Raw genomic sequence first — 15,594 nt, forward strand, 5'->3', positions numbered from 1 at the left:
CGTGTCCGATTTCCTCGGTGCCTTTCAGGTTTCCGCTCCGGCCTTTCGGCTTTTCGCGTTTCCCTTTCCGGCGGTTCCGACTCTATCAGATCCTTCCGGGCCTGACTCCCGGTCAGCGGGGTTTGTCTTTGCGGCCGTTGGGCCGTTCCGACGTCCCAAACTTTAGCGGATTCCCCCGGCGGTTCCTAATCGGGCCACCGGGTCCACCGTGAATTGAATTCGGGCGCGCCGAATTCGCTCCCGGTGGGAGATCGTGCTGCTTGTTTGGGTGCCGCTTGAGCGGCGGAGGCGCTGCCACGGGGCCGACTGGCCGGGTGACAACTCGGAGGACTCTAGAGATCTCCGGGCCCCGTGTCAATTCGGTCCTACTGGGGCCCCTGGGCCGAGGGGTCCACTGTCGCCTGGTGCTCCTCGGCGAGGTGCTCCTCGGCCTTGAGCCAGGGCAGGAACTGGGCCGGTTTTCGCCAGCCACAGGTGTCGCATCTGATGGTGCGGCGCGGGCCCGAGAGCTGTACGCGCACCGTGTGCTCCCGGCCGTGCTGGTCCCAGCGGCTGACCTTGCTCGTGGTGGTGTTCGGCTGCATGACGCCTCCTCCGCGGCCCCTGTGGGCGCGCGTTCCGCAAGGAGTGTGCAGCAAGAGCAATATCAACAGGGGGGTTTCTGTGGTGCGTTGTGTGTCTCGCCGGCGTCCGCGGTGCCCGGCAACGACGGAAGCGGCCCAGGAGCGCGATGTGCACGCTCCTGGGCCGCTTCTGTGGTGCGGGACCCCTTAGGGGTTCAGGCCTGGGTTGAGCTCAGGGTTCAGCAGCCGACGAGGCGCGTCGCCAGATAGCCCTCGATCTGGTCGAGGGAGACGCGCTCCTGCTTCATGGTGTCGCGCTCGCGGACCGTGACGGCGTTGTCGTCGAGGGTGTCGAAGTCGACGGTGACGCAGTACGGCGTACCGATCTCGTCCTGGCGGCGGTAGCGGCGGCCGATGGCGCCCGCGTCGTCGAAGTCGATGTTCCAGTTCTGGCGCAGCGCGGTGGCGAGTCCCTTGGCCTTCGGGGACAGCTCCGGGTTGCGGGAGAGCGGGAGGACCGCGACCTTCACCGGGGCGAGGCGGTGGTCGAAGCGCATGACGGTGCGCTTCTCCATCTTGCCCTTGGCGTTGGGCGCCTCGTCCTCGACGTAGGCGTCGAGCATGAAGGCGAGCATGGAGCGGCCGACACCGGCGGCGGGCTCGATGACGTACGGGGTGTAGCGCTCGCCGGCTTCTTGGTCGAAGTAGGAGAGGTCCTGGCCGGAGGCCTTGGAGTGCGCGGAGAGGTCGTAGTCCGTGCGGTTGGCGACGCCCTCGAGCTCGCCCCACTCGTTGCCGCCGAAGCGGAACCGGTACTCGATGTCAGCGGTGCGCTTGGAGTAGTGGGAGAGCTTCTCCGCCGGGTGCTCGAACCAGCGCATGTTCTCCTCGCGCATGCCGAGGCCGGTGTACCAGTTCCAGCGCTGCTCCATCCAGTACTCCTGCCACTTCTCGTCCTCGCCCGGCTTGACGAAGAATTCCATCTCCATCTGCTCGAACTCGCGGGTGCGGAAGATGAAGTTGCCGGGCGTGATCTCGTTGCGGAAGCTCTTGCCCATCTGGGCGATGCCGAACGGCGGCTTGCGGCGCGAGGTCTGCTGGACGCTGGCGAAGTTGGTGAAGATGCCCTGGGCCGTCTCGGGGCGCAGGTAGGCGATGGAGCCGCTGTCCTGCGTGGGGCCGAGGTGCGTGGAGAGCAGGCCCGAGAACTGCTTGGGCTCGGTGAAGGTGCCCTTGTTGCCGCAGTTGGGGCAGTTGAGGTCGGTGAGGCCGTTCTCCGGCAGCTTGCCGTGCTTGGCCTCGTACGCCTCCTCCAGGTGGTCCGCGCGGTACCGCTTGTGGCAGGAGGTGCACTCGGTGAGCGGGTCGGTGAACGTGGCGACGTGACCGGAGGCCTGCCAGACCTCGGTCGCCAGGATCACGGACGAGTCGATACCGACGACGTCCTCGCGCGAAGTGACCATGTAGCGCCACCACTGGCGCTTGAGGTTTTCCTTCAGCTCGACGCCCAGCGGCCCGTAGTCCCAGGCGGCGCGCTGGCCGCCGTAGATCTCGCTGCACGGGTAGACGAAGCCACGGCGCTTGCTGAGGCTGACGATGGTGTCGATCTTGTCGGCGGCCACGGTGCTCTCTTCATTACGACGACGACGAAGCTGCTGCTTCAGAGCGAATGCGAATGCTTCAGGTTACCGGCGGCGTGGGGCTCCGGATCAAATCGGTTGGGGGTCCGGAGCCCGGGCTGGGGTGGGATGCCCGTTTCGGTGTGATCGCGCAGACAGCTTGTTGACAACCGTTTCCAGATTTGTTGAAAATGACTGTCATGAACGTACGACGCCTCATACCCACCGCCGCCGTGGCCTCCGTCACCGTGCTCGGCCTCACGGCCCTGTCGGCCTGCTCCGCGTCCTCGGGCGACGGCAGGAACAGCGACGGCAAGCTGGCGGTGGTGGCGTCGTTCTATCCGATGCAGTACCTCGCGGAGCAGATCGGCGGGGACCACGTCGCCGTCACCAATCTGACCAAGCCCGGCCAGGAGCCGCACGACCTGGAGCTCAGCGCGAAGCAGACCGCGCAGCTTCAGGACGCGGGTGTCGCCCTCTATCTGAAGGGCCTCCAGCCGGCCGTCGACGATGCGATCCAGCAGTCCGGGATCAGGACCAAGGTCGATGCCGCGTCGCTGACGCATCTGGAGAAGCACGGCACCGAGGTCGGCGGGCACGCCGAGGAGCACGACCACGAGCACGGCGGCGAGGGCGGCCGGGATCCGCACATCTGGCTGGACCCGGTGAAGTACGCCGAGGTCGCCGAGGGTGTGGGCAAGGCCTTCGAGAAGGCCGACCCGGATCACGCGGCGGCGTACAGGAAGAACACCACGGCGCTGGTCGGCAAGCTCGACGGGCTGAACACCCGGTTCGAGGACGGGCTGAAGAACACCGACTCGAAGGTGTTCATCACGACCCATGCGGCCTTCGGCTATCTGGCCGAGCGGTACGGGCTCACCGAGGAGGCCATCAGCGGTCTCGACCCGGAGAGCGAGCCCAGCGCGGCGCGCGTGAAGGATCTCCAGAGCATGGCGAAGGCCGACGGGGTGACCACGATCTTCTACGAGACGCTCGTCAGCGACAGGACGGCGAAGACCCTCGCGGGCGACGCGCGTCTCGAGACCGATGTGCTCGACCCGCTCGAGGGCATCACGGACAAGTCCAAGGGCGACGACTACATCCAGGTGATGGATTCGAATCTGAAGGCCCTGCAGACGGCGCTCGGCGCCAAGTGACCACGGAGGACAGCGGCATGGACGCATCGGTGAAGGCCGGCGAGCCCGTCATAGCCCTGCGCAGCGTGACGGCCGAGCTCGGCTCGCGTCCCGTGCTGCGCGGCATCGATCTGACCGTGCGCCGCGGTGAGGTCGTGGCCCTGCTCGGCGCCAATGGTTCGGGCAAGTCGACGGCCGTCCGTACGGTGATCGGGCAGGTGCCGGTCAGCGGCGGCGAGGTCGAGATCTTCGGTACGCCCCGGCGGCGGTTCCGGGACTGGGCGCGGGTCGGGTACGTGCCGCAGCGGACGACCGCCGCGGGCGGTGTGCCGGCCACGGTCACCGAGGTCGTGTCCTCGGGCCGTCTGTCGCGGGCGCGCTTCGGTCTGCTGCGCAGGGCGGACCGCGAGGCGGTGCGCCGGGCGCTGGACCTGGTCGGGATGGCCGACCGTGCCAAGGACTCGGTGGACGCGCTCTCCGGCGGCCAGCACCAGCGCGTGCTGATCGCGCGCGCCCTGGCCTCCGAGCCCGAGCTGCTGATCATGGACGAGCCGATGGCGGGCGTCGACCTGGCGAGCCAGGAGATCCTCGCGAAGACGCTGCGGGCGCAGGTCGAGGCCGGTGCGTCCGTGCTGCTCGTCCTGCATGAGCTGGGCCCGCTGGAGCCGCTGATCGACCGTGCGGTCGTGCTGCGCGACGGCTGTGTCCTGCACGACGGACCGCCGCCCGAGGCGGTGGGCCAGCACGCGCTGCCCGGCCACGACCACGTCCACCCGCACACCTCGGATCTCACCCCCGTACGCACAGGACTGCTGAGCTGACATGGAATTCCTCGACTCCGCCTTCATGCAGCGGGCCCTGCTCGCCGCGGTCCTGGTGGGCATCACCGCCCCCGCGATCGGCATCTATCTCGTCCAGCGCAGGCAGGCCCTGATGGGTGACGGCATCGGCCATGTCGCGATGACGGGCGTCGGCCTCGGCTTCCTGCTCTCCACGTCGCCCGTGTGGATGGCGATGGCCGTCTCCGTGGTCGGCGTGGTGATCATGGAGCTGATCCGCTGGTACGGGAAGACGCGCGGCGACATCGCGCTCGCGATGCTCTTCTACGGGGGTATGGCGGGCGGCGTGATGCTGATCAACCTCGCCCCCGGCGGCTCCACGGCGAATCTGCAGAGCTATCTCTTCGGTTCGCTGTCGACCGTCTCGCAGAGCGACCTCGTGGCGATCTGTGTCCTCGCCGGGTTCGTCGCCCTGGTCACGATCGGTCTGCGCCGGCAGTTGTTCGCGGTCAGCCAGGACGAGGAGTTCGCCCGGGTCACCGGCCTGCCGGTGCGCGTCCTGAACCTGCTCGTCGCGGTGACCGCCGCGGCTACCGTCACCGTCGCGATGCGCGTAGTGGGCCTGCTCCTGGTGTCGGCGCTGATGGTGGTCCCGGTGGCGGCGGCGCAGCAGCTGACGCGGAGCTTCGCGGCGACGTTCGCGATCGCCGTGGCGATCGGCGTCACCACTACGCTGGGCGGCACCATCACCAACTACTACGTCGAGATCCCGCCCGGCGCGACGATCGTGCTGCTGACCATCGCGGTGTTCATCGTCTTCAGCCTGATCGCCACGCCGCTGGCCAGGCGCAGGGCGCGGGCGGCGGCGAGCGCTGCCGGTGACCCGGCGGAGTGCGCGATTCCGGGCCGGATCCCCGGTCAGGCCGGGGTCAAGGTCTGACCCGGGCACCGCGCGGCCTGGCACAATGGGCCGCCGGCAGTAAATCCGAGGAGGCAACAGTGGGAGCCCCGGTTCGAGGCAGGTCGACCCGCCAGCGTGCGGCCGTGGCGGCGGCGCTCGACGAGGTGGACGAGTTCCGCAGTGCCCAGGAGCTCCACGACGTCCTCAAGCACAAGGGTGACTCGGTGGGTCTGACGACCGTCTACCGCACCCTGCAGTCCCTCGCCGACGCGGGCGAGGTCGATGTCCTGCGCACGTCGGACGGCGAGGCCGTCTACCGGCGCTGCTCCAGCGGTGAGCACCACCATCACCTGGTGTGCCGGGTGTGCGGCAAGGCGGTCGAGGTCGAGGGGCCGGCCGTGGAGAAGTGGGCCGAGGCGATCGCCGCGGAGCACGGGTATGTGAACGTGGCGCACACGGTGGAGATCTTCGGTACGTGCGCGGAGTGCGCGCGGGCCGCCGCGGAGAGCTGAGCGCCGTTCTTCTTTCGCGTGCTGTGGGGGGTACTTCCGAGTACCCCCCACAGCAGTTTGATCAGCTGTTGGCGATCTGTTCCTCGTTCGGGATGGCGCCGCCGAAGCGGCGGTCCCGGGAGGCGTACTCGAGGCAGGCGCGCCACAGGTCACGGCGGTCGAAGTCGGGCCACAGGACGTCCTGGAAGACCATTTCGGCGTAAGCGCTCTGCCACAGCAGGTAGTTGGAGGTGCGCTGCTCGCCGCTGGGGCGCAGGAACAGGTCGACGTCCGGCATGTCCGGGTAGTAGAGGTACTTCGCGAAGGTCTTCTCGCTCACCTTCGACGGGTCGAGGCGGCCCGCCTTCACGTCCTCGGCGATGGCCTGCGCGGCGTCGGCGATCTCGGCGCGGCCGCCGTAGTTCATGCAGAAGTACAGGGTCAGCTTGTCGTTCCCCTTGGTCTGCTCCTGGGAGATCTCCAGCTCCTGGGCGACCGACTTCCACAGCTTGGGCATGCGGCCCACCCAGCGCACCCGTACGCCCAGCTCGTCGAGCTGGTCGCGGGTCTTGCGGATGAAGTCGCGGTTGAAGTTCATGAGGAAGCGGACCTCGTCGGGTGAGCGCTTCCAGTTCTCCGTGGAGAAGGCGTAGAGCGAGATCGCGCCGACACCCATCTCGATCGCGCCCTGGAGAACGTCCATGACCCGCTCGGCGCCGACCTTGTGGCCCTCCGTGCGCGGCAGTCCGCGCTCCTTCGCCCACCGGCCGTTGCCGTCCATGACGATGGCGACGTGCTCGGGTACCAGCTCGCCGGGGATCTTCGGCGGCCGCGCGCCCGTCGGGTGCGGTTCGGGCGTCTTGTACTCACGGCGGGACCGTCCGAGGATTCCGCGACGTGCCATGTGGGCTCTCCCCTAGCTCAGTTCTAGCTTTTCTCTACGTAACGCAGGGAGCGCAGTCCGCGCTCCAGGTGCCAGTGCAGATACGCCGACACCAGTCCGCTGCCCTCTCTGACGAAGCGTGCCTCGCACGCGTCCGCCGTCTCCCAGTCGCCGGTCAGGAGCGCACCGAGGAGGACGAGGGCCTGCGGTGAGGGTACGACGCTGCCCGGTACCCGGCAGTCGACGCAAACCGAGCCGCCCGCGCCGACGGAGAAGAACCGGTTGGGGCCCGGGAGGCCGCACTTCGCGCAGTCGCCGAAACTCGGGGCGTAGCCGTTCACGGCGAGGGAGCGCAGCAGGAAGGCGTCGAGGACGAGGTGGGGTTCGTGCTCGCCCCTGGAGAGGGTCCGCAGTCCGCCGACCAGGAGGAGGTACTGCTGGACGGCCGGCTCGCCCTCGTGGTCCGTGAAGCGTTCCGCGGTCTCCAGCATGGCGGTGCCGGCGGTGTAGCGGGCGTAGTCGCTGACGATGCCGCCGCCGTAGGGGGCGATGGTCTCGCTCTGGGTGCACAGGGGCAGCCCGCGCCCGATCAGCTCGCTGCCCCGGGCGAAGAACTGCACGTCGACGTGTGAGAAGGGCTCGAGCCGCGCCCCGAACTTGGACTTGGTCCGCCGCACACCGCGTGCCACGGCGCGCACGCGCCCGTGATTGCGAGTGAGCAGCGTGATGATGCGGTCGGCTTCGCCCAGTTTCTGGGTGCGCAGCACGATGCCGTCGTCGCGGAACAGGCTCATCGCGCACCGCCACGGGTGCCCGGCCGGGGGTACGGGGGTCGCGCCCCGGAAGAACACAGCATGATGCGGTCCGCTTCACCCAGCCGCTGGGTGCGCAGCACGATGCCGTCGTCGCGGAACAGGCTCATGCGCCTATTCTCGCCTACGCCGAAGGGGTGGGGGCCAGGGACCTACGAAGGGGGCGGTCGAGGGGCCTTCCGAGGTGGAGTCAGGTGACCTCGCCGCGGCTCCTCGCGTTCGCATAGGCCGTCGCCGCCCGCAGCCGCTCGGAAGTCGTAGCCACTCGCACCGTGTCCGGAGCGCAGTCCCATTCGCGGCCGCCTCCGAAGGGCCGCAGCTGTACGTACGGACCCTCGTGCCCCATGACCCGGCCCACCTGTCCGGTGCTGATGTCGACGGCGTAAGAACCGATTGGCGGCTTCATCGGCGTTGGCTCCTGTCCATACGTTCCGTGCGTTTCCCGGCGGGCGGCGGCGTCAACCGAAACAACGGCCCCATTCCACGAGCAGACACGGGACGTGGCGCTGAATCGTCAGCGACGTGACACGAGAGGCAATTCCCGACCTCCGGCGCGCGTATTCACCCGGCCCTTCCCGCACCTCCGATCGGATGCCGGGCCGCCGTTCCGCCCACGTCAGGTGGCTCCCCGCCGCTGTCGGATTTCACGCTTCCCGCCCCGGCGGGTACGCGCGCCAATTAGAGTGGGAACGACCTCTGGGCTCTATGCAGCGAGGGCGAATTCGAACACCCTATTCAGAACGGGATGCTCGATCCTGTGTGAAGCCGGGGGAATGTGCCCGCGTAACTCCACAGAAATCCAGCGCGCTCACTCGACGCCTCTCGTCTCCTGTTCCGCGCGTGCCTCGATGCCCCGGAAGTGATGGGCCATGGCCCGCTGCGCGCCGACGGCGTCCTGGGCGCGCAGGGCGGTGACGATGTCGCGGTGGCGGCTGACGGTGACGTCGGGGTCGGGGTCGCTGGACCAGGAGCGCGCGCCGGCGACGCGGTCGAAGACGTTCCAGAACGCGCCGAGGAGCTGCGGGATCAGCTCGTTGCCCAGCGAGCGGTAGAGGGTCTCGTGGAAGTCCCGGTCGAGGTCGGCGAAGGGCTCGTCGACCCGGCCCGCGGCGGCCATCTTCCGGAGGATGTCGTCGAGCCGGTCGAGGATCTCCGGTGGGAGCGGGGCCGCGGCGACCCTGCGGATCAGGCCTTCCTCGAGGATCTCGCGGACCTGGAGGATCTCGGCGAGGGCGTGCGCGTCGTCGGCGGGGCGCAGCAGGGTGCGGAAGGTGAGGCCGTCGGCGAGCGGGGTGAGGGAGGCCTGGCCGACGTAGGTGCCGTAGCCGTGTCTGATCTCGACGATGTCGAGTGCCTGGAGTGCCTTGAGGGACTCGCGTACGGAGTTTCTGCTGACGCCGAGCGATTCCATCAACTCGGCCTCGGTGGGCAGCAGTTCGCCGGGCCGCAGCCCTCTGTCCAGGATGAGCTGTGTGACCGCGCGCTGGACCTGCTGGCTGACGCGGCGGTGCCGGATCGCCGGATTCCTGGGGTCCTCAGACATGCGCCGCATCGTAGGCGCAGCAGACGTCCCACGTCCCATGTCGGGACCAAACTTCTTCCCGCCCGGCGTTTGGAGCTCTCCGGGCTTCCCTCCGGGCTTCTCTGCGCGATCTCTTGACCGGCCCTCCCGGCGCTCTTATGGTCACGTCGCTACCAAGACGTAGGACGTTGGATCTCCCGCGCATCTCCCTCTCTGGAGGCACCATGAGCGACCACGAGCCGACCGGCCGCCGATCCTTCCTCAAGTACACCGGCGCCCTCGGCGCGGCCGCTGCCATCTCCACCTCCCTGTCGGCCTGTTCGTCCGGGCCGAAGTCCACCAACGACACGGGCGGCGGCAAGGGCGGCGGATCCTCGCTGACCGCGGTCATCGGGTACGGCAACGACGGAAGCTGGGACCCGACGCAGACCGCGTCGGCCTTCGCCATGGCCGGCAACCAGCACATCTACGAGGGCCTCCTCGACACCGACCCGATCACGCGCGAGCCGTACGCGGCGCTCGCCACGAAGGTGCCGACGGACGCCGAACTGGCCACCACCTCCTGGAAGTTCACCCTGCGCGCGGGCGCGAAGTGGCACGACGGCAAGCCCGTCACGGCGGACGACGTCGTGTTCGTCTTCGACCGGATCCTGGACCCGGGCACGCAGTCGCTGGCCAAGGGGTTCTTCGAGAGCTGGCTCAAGGAGGTCAGGAAGACGGGCGACGACTCCGTCGAGCTCGTCCTCAAGTTCCCGTTCCCCGACGGGGCCGCGCGGCTGACCCTCGCCAAGATCATGCCGAAGCACGTGTTCTCGAAGCCGGGCGCGTGGGACGACGCGACCAAGGGCAAGGCCGTGGGCTCGGGCCCGTACCGGCAGACCTCGCACCAGCCGAAGACGAACACGACGTTCGAGGCGTTCGCGGACTACAACGGGCCGCGCAAGGCGTCGTTCAAGAAGATGAACTGGCTGACCATCGTGGACGCGGCGCCCCGCGTCGCGAAGATCTCCGGTGGCAGCGCGGACGCCCAGATCGCGGACAACATCCCGTACGCGAACATCGCCCAGCTGAAGAAGGGCGGCCTCACCGTCGAGGGCGGGGCCGGGATGAACAACCTCTTCCTGATGTTCAACACCGCGCACAAGCCCTTCGACGACGTGCGGGTGCGCCAGGCCCTGCACTACGCCATCGACAAGCAGAAGATGATCGAGGTGGCGCTCAAGGGGCACGGGAAGGCCTCGAGTTCGTTCCTGAACGAGGGCAACCCCGACCACCGGCCGGCGAAGACGGTGTACGACTACGACCCCGAGAAGGCGAAGAAGCTCCTCAAGGACGCCGGAGTCAGCGGGCTCTCGGTCTCCCTGATGTCCGTCAACGTGTCGTGGATCATGGACTGTCTGCCGACGATCAAGGCGTCGTGGGACGCGATCGGCGTGAAGACGACGCTCGACCCGCAGGAGACCACGGCCGTCTTCACCAAGATGGACCAGAAGAAGGACTACCAGATCGTGGCGGCCGCCTCGAACCCCAACCAGTTCGGGCTCGACGCCGACCTGATCATGCATTACAACTACGGCCCCTCGAACCTGTGGATGGGCTACGCGCGCTGGGCCGGCAGCTCCGACGCCAAGAACCTCTTCAAGCTGATGGACCAGGCCACGCGCGAGCCGGACCCGGCGAAGAAGAAGACGATGATCCAGGAGTACATCGACATCGTCGCCGAGCAGGCCGTGCTCTACCCGGTCGTGCACAACGAGCTGATGACGGCCTGGGACCCGAAGAAGATCACGGGCGTGCAGGCGCAGCCCTACCCCGGGATCAACGTGCTCAAGGCCAAGCCCGCGTAACGCGGCTTTCTCGCAAGGGAGTTCGTGCCCGTGGTCGTGATCGCCAGAATTCTGGCCCGCCGCCTGGTCCTGCTCGTGCCGCTGCTGCTCGGCATCGTCCTGTTCGTGTTTCTCGTGATGCGGTTCTCGGACAGTGATCCGGCGTCGGCGTTCTTCCAGGGCGCCAATCCGACGCCTCAGCAGCTGCACGACTTCCGGGAGCGCAACGGGCTGCTCGATCCGCTGCCCGTGCGCTACTTCCACTTCGTGGGCGATCTCGTCCGGGGCGACATGGGCGTCAGCGCCCTGACCCGGCAGCCGGTGGTCGACCAGGTGACCACCGCGCTGCCGCTGACCCTCCAACTGACGTTCCTCGGCCTCGCGGTCGCGGTCGTCGTGTCCCTGGTGCTCGGTGTCACGGCGGCCATCCACCGCGACCGGCTCCTCGACCAGGTCATCCGTGTCGTGTCGCTGACAGGGGTTGCGGCGCCCGGGTTCTGGCTGGCGCTGCTGATGATCCAGTACCTGGCGGTCGGGCAGGGCTGGTTCCCGACGGGCGGCTACATCAACCCGGCGGACTCCTTCACCGGCTGGCTCAAGTGCATGACACTCCCGGCGCTCTCGCTGTCCCTGCCGGTCGCTGCGCAGCTGACGCGCATCGTGCGTACGGCGGTGGTCGAGGAGCTGGACAAGGACTACGTCCGTACGGCGATCGGCAGTGGTCTTCCGCCGGTCGTCGTGGTGGGGCGCAACGTGCTGCGCAACGCCCTGATCAATCCGCTGACCGTGCTCGGACTGCGGGTCGGCTATCTGCTGGGCGGGGCGGTCGTCACGGAGACGATCTTCTCCCTGCCGGGGATGGGGAAGCTGATGATCGACGCGGTGAAGAACGGTGACCCGGCGGTCGTCCAGGGCGTCGTCCTGACGACGGCCGTCGGGTTCGTCGTCGTGAACCTCGCCATCGACATCCTGTATCTGATGGTCAACCCGCGGCTCAGGGGGGCGCAGAGCTAGATGGTCACCTCCCGTAAAGCGCTCGCCGAGGCGCTGTCCCGGCCGGGCATCCGGCTGCGGTCCCTGCGCCGGCTGCCCGTCCTGTCCCGGATCGCGGTCGCCGTGATCGGTGTCGTCGTCCTCATGGCGCTGTTCGCGCCGCTGCTCGCACCGCACGACCCGCTCGACCAGCAGTCGCAGACCGACGGCACCGGGCATCCGTCGGGCAGCCACTGGATGGGCCAGGACAGCCTGGGCCGCGACATCCTCAGCCGGCTGATGTACGGGGCGCGCTGGTCGCTGGCCATCGGGCTCGGCGCGACGCTGCTCGCGCTCGTGGTGGGCGCGGTGCTCGGCGCGATCGCGGCGACGTCGCGCAAGGCAGTCGACGAGACGCTGATGCGCTGCCTCGATGTCGTGATGGCGTTCCCCGGGATCGCTCTGGCGGCGGTCCTCGTCGCCGTGTTCGGCGGCGGCATCCCCGTACTGATCTGCGCGATCGCGTTCCTGTTCACCCCACCGGTCGCCCGGGTCGTACGGGCCAACGTGCTCGACCAGTACGGCGAGGACTATGTGACGGCGGAGCGGGTGATCGGGGCGCGGACGCCGCACATCGTGCTGCGGCACGTCGCGGTCAACTGCGCGGCGCCCGTGCTGGTGTTCTGCACGGTGCAGGTCGCGGAGGCCATCGTCTTCGAGGCGTCGCTGTCGTTCATCGGGGCGGGGGTCCGGCCGCCCGACCCGTCGTGGGGCAGTGTCATCGCGGACGGCAAGAACATGGTCCTGATCGGGGGCTGGTGGGCGACCGTCTTCCCCGGCCTGCTGATGCTGCTCACCGTGCTGGCGCTCAACATCCTGTCCGAGGGCGTGTCCGACGCGTGGGCGGCGCCCGCCGCGCGTGACGTGTCCGGCGCGGAGGCGGACCGCCTCGAAGCGCCGAAGCCCGGCAGCGGCACCGCCCTCGAACTGCCCGGACTCACCGAGGCCGCCGCCCGGCTGAGGTCCCGCGCCCGGCCCCTGCCCGAGGGCGACCCCGTCCTCCAGGTCACCGATCTCGCCATCGGCTTCGACGCGCGGCACGGCGGCGTGGACATCGTCGACGGCATCACCTTCGACGTACGCCCCGGTGAAGTGCTCGGCCTGGTCGGCGAGTCGGGGTGCGGCAAGTCGCTGACCGCGCTGACCGTGATGGGGCTCGAACCCAAGGGCGCGCGGATCCGCGGCCGGGTCACCTTCGACGGCCAGGAACTGATCGGCCGCTCGATGGGGTCCAGGCGCCGCCTCCTCGGCCACGACATGGCGATGATCTACCAGGACGCCCTGTCCTCGCTGAACCCGGCGATGACCGTGCGCTCCCAGCTCAAGCAAGTCGTACGCCGCGGTGGCCGGCGCACCCCGGCCGAGCTGCTCTCCCTCGTCGGCCTCGACCCCGAGCGGACCCTGCGCAGCTACCCGCACGAGCTGTCGGGCGGCCAGCGCCAGCGCGTCCTGATCGCGATGGCCCTGTCGCGCAGCCCGAAGCTGGTCGTCGCCGACGAGCCGACGACGGCGCTCGACGTGACCGTGCAGGCGCAGGTCATCGAGCTGCTGCTGGGGCTGCGCGAGGAGCTGGGCTTCGCACTGATCCTCGTCTCGCACGACCTGGCGCTCGTCGCCGACGTCACGGACCGGGTGGTCGTGATGTACGGCGGGCAGATCGTGGAGACGGGCGTGACGGCGGATCTCGTCGAGGCGCCCACCCACCACTACACGCGCGGGCTGCTCGGCTCGGTCCTCTCGCTGGAGACGGCGGCGGACCGGCTGACGCAGATCCGGGGTGTCGTGCCGTCGCCGGCCGACTTCCCGGCGGGCTGCCGGTTCGCCGACCGGTGCCCGATGGCGAGCGAGGTGTGCCGGACGACGGCGCCCGATCTGCTCGGCGGCCGACGGCATGCGTCGGCCTGTCACCATCCGGCGGTGGTCCCGCCGCCCACGGTTCCGGCTCCCCGGGGAAGCGAGGCTGTCAAGTGACCGATCCCGTGGTCGAGTTGAGGGACACCCATGTGGTGCACCGGGCCCGCTCCGGCGGCCTGTTCGCCCGCGACCGGGTGTACGCCCTCACCGGCGCCGACCTGTCCGTGGCGCCCGGCGAGACGGTCGGCGTGGTCGGCGAGTCCGGCTGCGGCAAGTCGACGCTCGCCAAGGTCCTCGTGGGGGTGCAGCGCCCGACGTCCGGCACGGTCGTCGTGGACGGCCGCGACCTGTGGACCATGAAGCCGGGCGAGCGGCGCGCCGCCGTCGGCGAGGGCGTCGGCATGATCTTCCAGGACCCGTCGACCGCCCTGAACCGGCGCCTGACCGTCCGCCAGATCCTGCGCGACCCCCTCGACGTCCACCACCGTGGCACGCCCGCCGCGCGCGAGGAGCGCGTGCGGGAGCTGATGTCCCTGGTCGGGCTGCCGGGCGCGCTCGCCGGGGCACTGCCCGGGCAGTTGTCGGGCGGGCAGCGCCAGCGCGTGGCCATCGCCCGCGCCCTCGCCCTCGAACCCGCCCTGGTCGTGGCGGACGAGCCGACGAGCGCGCTCGACGTGTCGGTGCGGGCGCAGATCCTGAATCTGCTGCTCGACCTGAAGGAACGCCTCGGTCTCGCCCTCGTGTTCGTCTCCCACGACATCCAGACCGTGCGGCGCATGAGCGACCGTGTGATCACGATGTATCTGGGCCGGATCGTGGAGGAGTCACCGTCCGAGGACGTGCTCGACCGGGCCAGGCACCCGTACACCCGCGCGCTGTTCTCGGCGACCCCCGGGCTGCTCGACCCGATCGACCCGATTCCGCTGGTCGGCCCGGTGCCGTCGGCGACGCATCCGCCGAGCGGCTGCCCGTTCCGTACGCGGTGCTGGAAGGCAGACGCGGTGTGCGCGGAGGCGATGCCGGAGTTCGAGGCGGGCGGTGACGGGCTGCGGTTCCGCTGCCACCATCCGGTGCGCGAGGGCCAGTCCACGCACGAACTCGTCCAGGAGGTCTCATGACAGGACCCGCCCACCCTCCTCCCGCCTCCGCCCTTTCAAGGCCGCGCTCCGCGCCCCTGCCCTTGCTGACCGGAGTCGTCCCGCCCGTCTGCACGCCCCTGACCCCGGACAACGAGGTGGACGTCGCTTCCCTCGTACGCCTTGTCGACCACCTCGTCGCGGGTGGTGTCGACGGGCTCTTCGTGCTCGGCTCGACGAGCGAGGCGGCCTTCCTGCCCGACCGGCACCGCAAAGTGGTCCTCGACACCGTCGTCGGTCATGTCGCCGGCCGGCTGCCCGTCCTTGCCGGGGCGATCGACATGGCGACGCTGCGCGTCCTCGACCACGCCCGTACGGCGGCGGAGGCCGGCGCGGACGCGATCGTCGCGACGGCGCCGTTCTACACGCGCACCCACCCGGCCGAGATCGCCCGCCACTTCCGGCTCCTGGCCCAGCGCTGCGGCCGGCCGGTCTTCGCCTACGACCTCCCGGCGTCGGTGCACTCCAAGCTGGGCGCGGACCTCGTGCTCGATCTGGCCGCCGACGGGACGCTCGCCGGCCTGAAGGACTCCAGCGGTGACGAGGGCGCGTTCCGCGAGGTCCTCATCGGGGCGCGCTCCCGCGCCGACATCACGGGGTTCAGCGTCCTGACCGGGTCGGAGCTGACCGTGGACTCGGCGCTCGCGATGGGCGCGGACGGGGTGGTGCCGGGTCTCGGCAACGTCGATCCGGCCGGGTACGCGCGGCTGTACGCGTACTGCCGGGCCGGTGACCGGGAGCGGGCACGGATCGAGCAGGAGCGGCTGTGTGCGCTGTTCCGGATGGTGCGGGTGGGGGATCCGGCGCGGATGGGCGGGAGTTCGTCCGCGCTCGGGGCGTTCAAGGCGGCCCTGTATCTGCGGGGCGTGATCGACTGCCCGGTGACGGCAGAACCGCAGATCCCGCTGTCCGCGGAGGAGATCGAGCGGGTGGGGAAGTTCCTCGCGGCGGCCGGTCTGCTGTAGCGCGGCGGCGGGTCCCCTGTGACGCGGCGGCGGGTCCCCTGTGACGCGGCGGCTGGTCCGCTGTGACGCGGCGGC

Annotated in this window: 16 protein-coding genes; 9 read left to right on the forward strand and 7 right to left on the reverse strand. The window is 69.5% G+C overall.

Features of this window, described 5'->3' with window-relative positions; genetic code table 11:
• Nucleotides 1–365 precede the first annotated feature (365 nt).
• Nucleotides 366–584, reverse strand: coding sequence for a hypothetical protein (locus ACZ67T_RS29530; protein WP_469988051.1), 219 nt, complete (start codon nt 582–584; stop codon nt 366–368).
• A gap of 218 nt (nt 585–802) precedes the next feature.
• Nucleotides 803–2,185, reverse strand: a complete 1,383-nt coding sequence (locus tag ACZ67T_RS29535; protein ID WP_100594288.1) for a glycine--tRNA ligase — start codon at nt 2,183–2,185, stop codon at nt 803–805.
• 197 nt (nt 2,186–2,382) lie between these two features.
• Here ACZ67T_RS29535 and ACZ67T_RS29540 point away from each other — a divergent pair, with 197 nt between their 5' ends.
• The 4 genes from ACZ67T_RS29540 to ACZ67T_RS29555 are packed head-to-tail and all read left to right on the forward strand — an operon-like array spanning nt 2,383 to nt 5,510.
• Nucleotides 2,383–3,339, forward strand: coding sequence for a metal ABC transporter substrate-binding protein (locus ACZ67T_RS29540; protein WP_469988052.1), 957 nt, complete (start codon nt 2,383–2,385; stop codon nt 3,337–3,339).
• A 17-nt stretch (nt 3,340–3,356) separates the two neighbouring features.
• On the forward strand, nt 3,357–4,139 hold the full coding sequence (locus ACZ67T_RS29545; protein ID WP_469988053.1) for a metal ABC transporter ATP-binding protein: 783 nt from the start codon (nt 3,357–3,359) through the stop codon (nt 4,137–4,139).
• Between the two features lies 1 nt (nt 4,140).
• The gene (locus ACZ67T_RS29550; protein ID WP_469988054.1) at nt 4,141–5,037 is read left to right on the forward strand and encodes a metal ABC transporter permease; all 897 of its coding nucleotides are present in this window, start codon (nt 4,141–4,143) and stop codon (nt 5,035–5,037) included.
• 17 nt (nt 5,038–5,054) lie between these two features.
• A complete protein-coding gene (locus ACZ67T_RS29555; RefSeq protein ID WP_469988204.1) occupies nt 5,055–5,510 on the forward strand; it encodes a Fur family transcriptional regulator in 456 nt (151 codons plus the stop codon).
• Nucleotides 5,511–5,571: 61 nt separating this feature from the next.
• On the opposite strand, the gene ACZ67T_RS29560 is transcribed toward ACZ67T_RS29555, so the two are convergent.
• From ACZ67T_RS29560 to ACZ67T_RS29580, 5 genes are all read right to left on the reverse strand, one after another.
• Nucleotides 5,572–6,393 carry an isoprenyl transferase gene (locus tag ACZ67T_RS29560; RefSeq protein ID WP_100594284.1) on the reverse strand — a complete coding sequence of 274 codons (822 nt, stop codon included), beginning with the start codon at nt 6,391–6,393 and terminating at the stop codon, nt 5,572–5,574.
• Nucleotides 6,394–6,416: 23 nt separating this feature from the next.
• Nucleotides 6,417–7,166: a DNA repair protein RecO gene (gene recO, locus ACZ67T_RS29565; protein ID WP_116513067.1), complete on the reverse strand. Its 750-nt coding sequence runs from the start codon at nt 7,164–7,166 to the stop codon at nt 6,417–6,419.
• Complete coding sequence (locus tag ACZ67T_RS29570; RefSeq protein ID WP_469988055.1) at nt 7,163–7,294, reverse strand: hypothetical protein; 132 nt, start codon at nt 7,292–7,294, stop codon at nt 7,163–7,165. Before ACZ67T_RS29570 ends, recO begins: the two co-directional genes overlap by 4 nt.
• Nucleotides 7,295–7,374: 80 nt before the next feature.
• Nucleotides 7,375–7,590, reverse strand: coding sequence for a hypothetical protein (locus ACZ67T_RS29575; protein WP_376256022.1), 216 nt, complete (start codon nt 7,588–7,590; stop codon nt 7,375–7,377).
• A gap of 402 nt (nt 7,591–7,992) precedes the next feature.
• Complete coding sequence (locus ACZ67T_RS29580; RefSeq protein ID WP_469988056.1) at nt 7,993–8,736, reverse strand: FadR/GntR family transcriptional regulator; 744 nt, start codon at nt 8,734–8,736, stop codon at nt 7,993–7,995.
• Nucleotides 8,737–8,930: 194 nt separating this feature from the next.
• Here ACZ67T_RS29580 and ACZ67T_RS29585 point away from each other — a divergent pair, with 194 nt between their 5' ends.
• The 5 genes from ACZ67T_RS29585 to ACZ67T_RS29605 are packed head-to-tail and all read left to right on the forward strand — an operon-like array spanning nt 8,931 to nt 15,519.
• Nucleotides 8,931–10,553, forward strand: coding sequence for an ABC transporter substrate-binding protein (locus tag ACZ67T_RS29585; RefSeq protein WP_469988057.1), 1,623 nt, complete (start codon nt 8,931–8,933; stop codon nt 10,551–10,553).
• Between the two features lie 30 nt (nt 10,554–10,583).
• The gene (locus tag ACZ67T_RS29590; protein ID WP_326778679.1) at nt 10,584–11,546 is read left to right on the forward strand and encodes an ABC transporter permease; all 963 of its coding nucleotides are present in this window, start codon (nt 10,584–10,586) and stop codon (nt 11,544–11,546) included.
• Nucleotides 11,547–13,535, forward strand: a complete 1,989-nt coding sequence (locus ACZ67T_RS29595) for a dipeptide/oligopeptide/nickel ABC transporter permease/ATP-binding protein (protein WP_469988058.1) — start codon at nt 11,547–11,549, stop codon at nt 13,533–13,535.
• Nucleotides 13,532–14,536, forward strand: coding sequence for an oligopeptide/dipeptide ABC transporter ATP-binding protein (locus ACZ67T_RS29600; RefSeq protein WP_469988059.1), 1,005 nt, complete (start codon nt 13,532–13,534; stop codon nt 14,534–14,536). The genes ACZ67T_RS29595 and ACZ67T_RS29600 overlap by 4 nt, the downstream gene beginning before the upstream one ends.
• On the forward strand, nt 14,533–15,519 hold the full coding sequence (locus ACZ67T_RS29605) for a dihydrodipicolinate synthase family protein (RefSeq protein ID WP_469988060.1): 987 nt from the start codon (nt 14,533–14,535) through the stop codon (nt 15,517–15,519). Before ACZ67T_RS29600 ends, ACZ67T_RS29605 begins: the two co-directional genes overlap by 4 nt.
• The last annotated feature ends 75 nt before the right edge of the window (nt 15,520–15,594 follow it).

Source organism: Streptomyces sp. NPDC107517 (assembly GCF_055582645.1).